Raw genomic sequence first — 5803 nt, 5'->3', positions numbered from 1 at the left:
GGTACGGCCATGGCTTTGGCCGACGCTGCCAGATTTTCTCAAGATGGCGGCCTGCGGTTTCGTCGCTTCCGCCGGCATGATCCTGCTGTCGCAGGCCTACCGGATGGCGCCGGCCAACCGCGTTGCCACCTTCGAATACACCGGCATCCTGTGGTCGCCGCTGTGGGGTTTCCTGTTCTTCGCCGAGGTGCCGCGGTCGACGACGGTGATCGGTGCTGCCTTGATCATCGGCGCCGGTCTGCTGGCGCTCAACACCGAACGGCGCAAGAATGTTCCACCTGTGCTCGCTGCCGCCGACCCAGCCTGATCAGGCGAAGCAGATCAGCGCCCGCTCGACTCGCGAACGGATTTCGGCCAGCGTGAAGGGCTTCTGCACGACATCGAGGATGATGCCGTTCAATTCCTCGGCGCGCTCGCGCTGGTCGGCATAGCCGGTCATCAGCACGATCTTGATCGACGGAAACAATGCAGCAGCCGCGATCGCCATCTCGATGCCGTCCATCTCCGGCATGCGGATATCGGAGACGACGAGATCGTAGCCGCCACGCGCCGCCTGGATCAGCGAAAGTCCCTGCGCGCCGTCCGCCGCGATATCGATTGTGTGCCCGGCGCGTTCAAGCGCGCGGGCGGCCAGGGTGCGGACGGACTCATCGTCCTCGACGATCAGAAGCTTTGCCATGGCCGGCATATTTGGCCGCCAAAAGTTGACTTTTCCTGAAAGCCCCCGAGCAATTCAGGAAAGTGTGAGACGGTTTTCCGGGAAAAGCGCATAGCGCTTTCCCTTGGGAATTGCGTCAAAACAAAAAACTAGAGCGGTTCGGCGTTTTCGTGAAGCGGCGAACCGCTCTAAGCATCAGCAAACCTTTTTGATGCCGCTCAGACATCCCCTTTGACGACACCGACAAACGGCAACTCGCGAAAAGCATGGGCTACATCCATGCCGTAGCCGACGACGAAATAGTCGGGGCAGTCGAAGCCGACATAATCGGCATTGAGCTCGGTCTGGCGGCGCATGCGCTTGTCGAGCAGCACGGCGATCGAACAGCTCTTGGCGCCCCGCGACAACATCAGCTCGCGGGTAAAGCTCAGCGTCTTCCCCGATTCGAGAATGTCGTCGATCAGCAGCACGTCGCGGCCGGCGACCTCATTGTCGATGTCGCGCAGCACCCTCACCTCGCCGCTGCTGGTGCCGGCGCCATAGCTGGAGATGAAGATGAATTCGACCTCCGGCGACAGGCCGACATCGTGCATGGCCCGGATAAGATCGGCGGCGAAGATAAACGAGCCCTTCAGCACCGAGATCACCAGCAGATCGTGATAGTCGTGTCCGGCAATCTCCTTGGCGAGCTCGAGATTGCGCCGCGCGATCGCCGATGCTGAAAACAGAACCTCGATGTCCTTGCCGCGTACGATGGGCATTGATGGTCTTCCCCGGTGATCGCCTATTCGGCGAAAGTGACCGACACGGTCTTCACACCGTTTCTAGGCACGTCGAGCCGGCTGGCAAAGCCGAATCTTTCGCCAGACGCCAGCGAACGGCCGGATGTCCCCAACGTATAGCGGGTAGTCTGCCCGTCATTGCCGGTCACCCGGATTTCGAGCGGCGGCAACTCCGTCGGTTTCGCACCATCATTGACGGCCTCGCCATCGACGAACAGTGCGGCGTTCGGCCCGGTAGCGTCGACGCGTGACGTGACGCCCGAAATGCTGAGCGCCGACGCCTGCGCGCTGGACAGGAACGGCGCCTGGCGCACCAGCGCGTGCCCGCCGGAGACCCAGAACGCGGCCAAGGCAGCGCCGATACCAGCGACCCAGAAGATCGGCCCGCCGCGCGAGGCTGGTAGCCGCTCCGGCGGGGCCTCGGGCTTGCGCAGCATGTCCATGCCCGCGACGGGTGGCATGACGATCGCGCGCGGCAGCGGCGAAACGCTCTCCACGGCAGGCGCAAGGCGCGGCATCACCACGTAGTCGGCATCGACGATGTCGGCGGCCGAACCACGCATGAACCGGTCCGCTGCGGCAATTGCCGCCGGATCGGTCATGATTTCGCCGGAAACCGGGCGCGCGGTTCGATCGTCAGCCATCATGGCCCCAGCATTGCAGCACGTGTTCGCTTTTCGTTTCTTTTGCGTAAACACAAATGGTTAACGCTTCCCCACCGGAGCCCTCGTGACGAGCCTAAACAGTCCAGAAATTAACCGCCGGTTAACCATGCCGGCCGATGGTCTTTACCCAGAACAGGCCGGCTCGCCGCCGTGCCGAAATTCAGGTCGTCGAAATTGATTCGTTTCGAAAATGTCGGCCTCCGCTATGGCATGGGTCCGGAAATCCTCCGCGACATCTCCCTGCACATCCCGGAGCGCTCCTTCCAGTTCCTCAGCGGGCCTTCGGGCGCCGGCAAGACGACCTTGCTGCGCCTGCTGTTCATGTCGCTGAAGCCGACGCGCGGGCTGATCACCATCTTTGGCAAGGACCGTTCGCGCATCTCGCGCACCGAATTGCCGCATCTGCGCCGCCGCATCGGCGTGGTGTTCCAGGATTTTCGCCTGCTCGACCACATGACCACCTACGAGAACGTCGCGCTGCCGCTGCGCGTGCGCGGGCGCGAGGAGGCGAGCTACCGCACCGATGTCACCGAACTGTTGAAGTGGGTCGGGCTGGGCGAGCGCATGCACGTGCTGCCGCCGGTTCTGTCCGGCGGCGAGAAGCAGCGCGCGGCGATCGCGCGGGCGCTGATCGAGCAGCCGGAAATCCTGCTCGCCGACGAACCGACCGGCAATGTCGATCCGCCGCTGGCGCGACGGCTGCTGCGGCTGTTTATCGAGCTCAACCGTCTCGGCACCGCGGTGGTGATCGCCACCCACGACCTTGGCCTGATGGAACAGGTCGACGCGCGCCGCATGATCCTGGCCGGCGGAAGGCTGGACATCTATGACTGAACTGTCCGCCGAACATTTTGTGGAACGGGAGCAGGACGCCGAGGCGACCGAGGCAAAGCCCCGCGCCCAGCGCAGGATGGCGCCGATCGTGCCGGCGCAGAACATCGCCGGCCGGGCACTGGTCCTGGTCATCGCCATCATGACCTTCCTGTCCTGCCTGACTTTCGGCGCGGTGACGCTGGTGCGCGACACAGCGTCCGTCTGGGAGAACCAGATTTCACGCGAGGCGACCATCCAGATCAAGCCGGTCGACGGCCTCGACATGGAAGCAGCCCTTACCCAGGCCTCCCAGATCGCCGGGGAATTCCCTGGCGTCAAGACGACCCGGATCATCGACCGCGAGGCGACCGCGAGGCTCCTTGAGCCCTGGCTGGGCTCGGGGCTCAACATCGACGAATTACCCGTGCCGCGCCTGATCATCGTCACCATCGACGAGAACAGCCCGCCCGATTTCGCTGCCATGCGCGCCGCGATCACGCCGAAACTGCCGAGCGCATCGCTCGATGATCACCGCACCTGGGTCGACCGGCTGGTAGCGATGGCCCGCACCACGGTGACCATCGGCATTGCCGTGCTGGCATTGATGCTGTCGGCGACCGTGCTGACCGTGGTGTTCGCGACGCGCGGCGCCATGGCCGGCAACGGTCACATCATCGAAGTGCTGCATTTCGTCGGCGCCGAAGCACGCTTCATCGCGCGCGAATTCCGCCGGCATTTCCTGGTCACCGGCATGAAGGGAGCGGCGGCTGGCGGTGCCGCGGCAGTGCTCGTCTTCATCGTCTTTTCCTGGTGGTCGTCGCGCAATATGGCGACGCCGCAGGCCGACCAGGCGACCGCCCTGTTCGGCAATTTCGCCATCGGTTCGGCAGGCTATCTCGGTGTCGTGTTGATGGTGCTGGTGATCGGCGGACTGACGGCTGCCACGTCCCACGCCACCGTCGTTGCCTATCTCAGCGACATCGATGTCCGCCAGCCGGATGCAGGCTAATTCATGTCGCCCAAAAGTGGAACCGGTTTTGGGACAACGACATAGATAGGACAGGGTGATCACGGATGGAGAATTCACGTAACGCAAAGTGCGTCTTTTACCTACCCAAAGCCGCATTTCAGGATTAACCATATGGCGATGGACGCGCGGGATTCGACCGGTACGGCTGGGCAGATGCCAGTGGTGGTTGCCCGTTCGCATGGCCGCTCCACTGTGAGCCGTCTAAGAGCCGCGTTGCGCCTGTCCGCTCTCTCTGTCCTCATCCTCGCAACATTGTTTGCCGGCGGCTTCGGCTGGTTCGCCAATAAGGTCAGTCACCTGACCACGCCTGCCAATCCGGCCAAGGCGGACGCGATCATCGTGCTGACCGGCGGCCAGTCCCGCCTCGATGCGGCGATGGATCTGCTGGCGTCCGGCAAGGGCGAGCGGCTGCTGATCAGCGGCGTCCATCCTTCGGCCAGCCGTCGCCAGTTGCAGGCGGCGACCGGCGGCGACAAGAAGCTGTTCTCCTGTTGCGTCGACATCGACCGCGCCGCGCTCGATACGATCGGCAATGCGGAGGAAAGCGCCAAATGGGTCGAGAGCCACGCCTATGGCACGGTGATCCTTGTCACCAACAATTATCATATGCCCCGAAGCCTGCTGGAAATGGGCAGGCTGCTGCATGGCGCCAAGCTCGAGCCCTATCCGGTGGTCAATTCCAACCTCGACAATGGCGGCTGGCTGACCAAGCCGCGGGCATTGCGCGTGCTGTTCACCGAATACAACAAATATCTGCTGGCGCTGGCGCGGGGCATCGTGCCGGTCAAGCCGACGCCCAATGGCATAGCGCTGGCCGAAACAGCGGCCGGCGGCTGATTATTCCGCTGCGGCCGCGCCCGTATTTCCCCTGAGCCGTGCGATCTCCTGTTCAAGGCGCTCGATCCGCTTGTCCCGCTCGCCGAGTGCCGCCGCCACGTCGGCCGCCTCGAACCGTTGCGGAATATGCTGCGGGCAATTGGCATCCCAGGCCGAGACGGTGAACAGAATGACCTGCTCGGGGCGCGCCTTGTAGTCTTGCGGCATCAGTTTCGCCATCAGTTCGGCGTCGCTCTCGACGACCCGCGCCGTGCCCCAGACCTTGATGCGCTGGCGGTGCATATAGTCGATCAGGAACAGGAATGCCCTTGGATTGTCGGCCAGATTGCCCTGCGTGATGAACTGCCGGTTGCCGGAAAAATCTGCGAAGCCGATCGTATGTTCATCCAGCACCTTGAGGAAGCCGGCCGGCCCGCCACGATGCTGGACATAGGGCTGCCCCTCGCCGTTGGCGGTCGACAGGAAGACGCTGGTCTGCATTTCGATGAAGGCGGCAAGGTCCGGGGTGATGCCGGCCTGCCAGCCGCCACGCTCCTCGACGCGGGCATAGGACTGACGTGAGCCCTTGCGGGCCTGGATCGCCTTGACGGTCGGCGTGAAGGCGACGTCGCTGGTGAAAGCATGCGCGTTCATTGAAAGCTTCCTTACGGCAAGATGCTAAAGTCCGAGCTCCGACAGCGTCGGGTGGTCGTCCGGTCGCCGGCCGAGCGGCCAGTGATACTTACGATCGGCCTCGCCGATCGGCAGGTCGTTGATGCTGGCGATGCGCAGGCGCATCAGCCCGTGTTCATCGAATTCCCAGTTCTCGTTGCCGTAGCTGCGGAACCATGAACCGCTGTCGTCGCGCCATTCGTAAGCGAAACGCACGGCGATGCGGTTGCCGTGGAAGGCCCAGACCTCCTTGATCAGCCGGTAGTCGAGCTCGCGACTCCATTTGCGCGTCAGGAAGGCCTGGATGGCGTCGCGGCCTTGCAGGAATTCGGCGCGGTTGCGCCAGCGGCTGTCCTTGGTATAGGCG

General features: G+C 63.4%; 9 protein-coding genes. 4 read left to right on the top strand and 5 right to left on the bottom strand.

Features of this window, described 5'->3' with window-relative positions; genetic code table 11:
- The coding region (locus tag EOC06_RS42350) for a DMT family transporter (RefSeq protein WP_245469522.1) at nucleotides 1-307 on the top strand (307 nt) is incomplete at its 5' end.
- On the opposite strand, the gene EOC06_RS12440 is transcribed toward EOC06_RS42350, so the two are convergent.
- From EOC06_RS12440 to EOC06_RS12430, 3 genes are all read right to left on the bottom strand, one after another.
- Nucleotides 308-679 (bottom strand): response regulator, encoded by a 372-nt coding sequence (locus tag EOC06_RS12440; protein ID WP_027038124.1) that lies wholly within the window; start codon nucleotides 677-679, stop codon nucleotides 308-310.
- A 197-nt stretch (nucleotides 680-876) separates the two neighbouring features.
- Nucleotides 877-1419, bottom strand: coding sequence for a hypoxanthine phosphoribosyltransferase (hpt, locus tag EOC06_RS12435; protein ID WP_023811104.1), 543 nt, complete (start codon nucleotides 1417-1419; stop codon nucleotides 877-879).
- A gap of 23 nt (nucleotides 1420-1442) precedes the next feature.
- Complete coding sequence (locus tag EOC06_RS12430; RefSeq protein ID WP_127271081.1) at nucleotides 1443-2087, bottom strand: hypothetical protein; 645 nt, start codon at nucleotides 2085-2087, stop codon at nucleotides 1443-1445.
- 192 nt (nucleotides 2088-2279) lie between these two features.
- Between EOC06_RS12430 and ftsE the strand changes: the two genes are divergently transcribed.
- The 3 genes from ftsE (at nucleotide 2280) to EOC06_RS12415 (ending at nucleotide 4785) form a co-directional block, all read left to right on the top strand.
- Nucleotides 2280-2939: a cell division ATP-binding protein FtsE gene (gene ftsE / locus EOC06_RS12425; RefSeq protein ID WP_010911739.1), complete on the top strand. Its 660-nt coding sequence runs from the start codon at nucleotides 2280-2282 to the stop codon at nucleotides 2937-2939.
- Nucleotides 2932-3927: an ABC transporter permease gene (locus EOC06_RS12420; RefSeq protein WP_027038121.1), complete on the top strand. Its 996-nt coding sequence runs from the start codon at nucleotides 2932-2934 to the stop codon at nucleotides 3925-3927. Before ftsE ends, EOC06_RS12420 begins: the two co-directional genes overlap by 8 nt.
- A gap of 132 nt (nucleotides 3928-4059) precedes the next feature.
- Nucleotides 4060-4785 (top strand): YdcF family protein, encoded by a 726-nt coding sequence (locus tag EOC06_RS12415; RefSeq protein ID WP_127270825.1) that lies wholly within the window; start codon nucleotides 4060-4062, stop codon nucleotides 4783-4785.
- On the opposite strand, the gene EOC06_RS12410 is transcribed toward EOC06_RS12415, so the two are convergent.
- Nucleotides 4786-5418 carry a pyridoxamine 5'-phosphate oxidase family protein gene (locus EOC06_RS12410; RefSeq protein WP_128307888.1) on the bottom strand — a complete coding sequence of 211 codons (633 nt, stop codon included), beginning with the start codon at nucleotides 5416-5418 and terminating at the stop codon, nucleotides 4786-4788.
- Between the two features lie 24 nt (nucleotides 5419-5442).
- Nucleotides 5443-5803: DUF1348 family protein (locus EOC06_RS12405; RefSeq protein ID WP_128307887.1), on the bottom strand; the 361-nt coding region annotated here is incomplete at its 5' end.

It is taken from the genome of Mesorhizobium sp. M7A.F.Ca.MR.362.00.0.0 (assembly GCF_004023175.1).
Taxonomy (GTDB): Bacteria; Pseudomonadota; Alphaproteobacteria; order Rhizobiales; family Rhizobiaceae; genus Mesorhizobium.
This window is presented reverse-complemented; position numbering and strand designations above follow the sequence as displayed.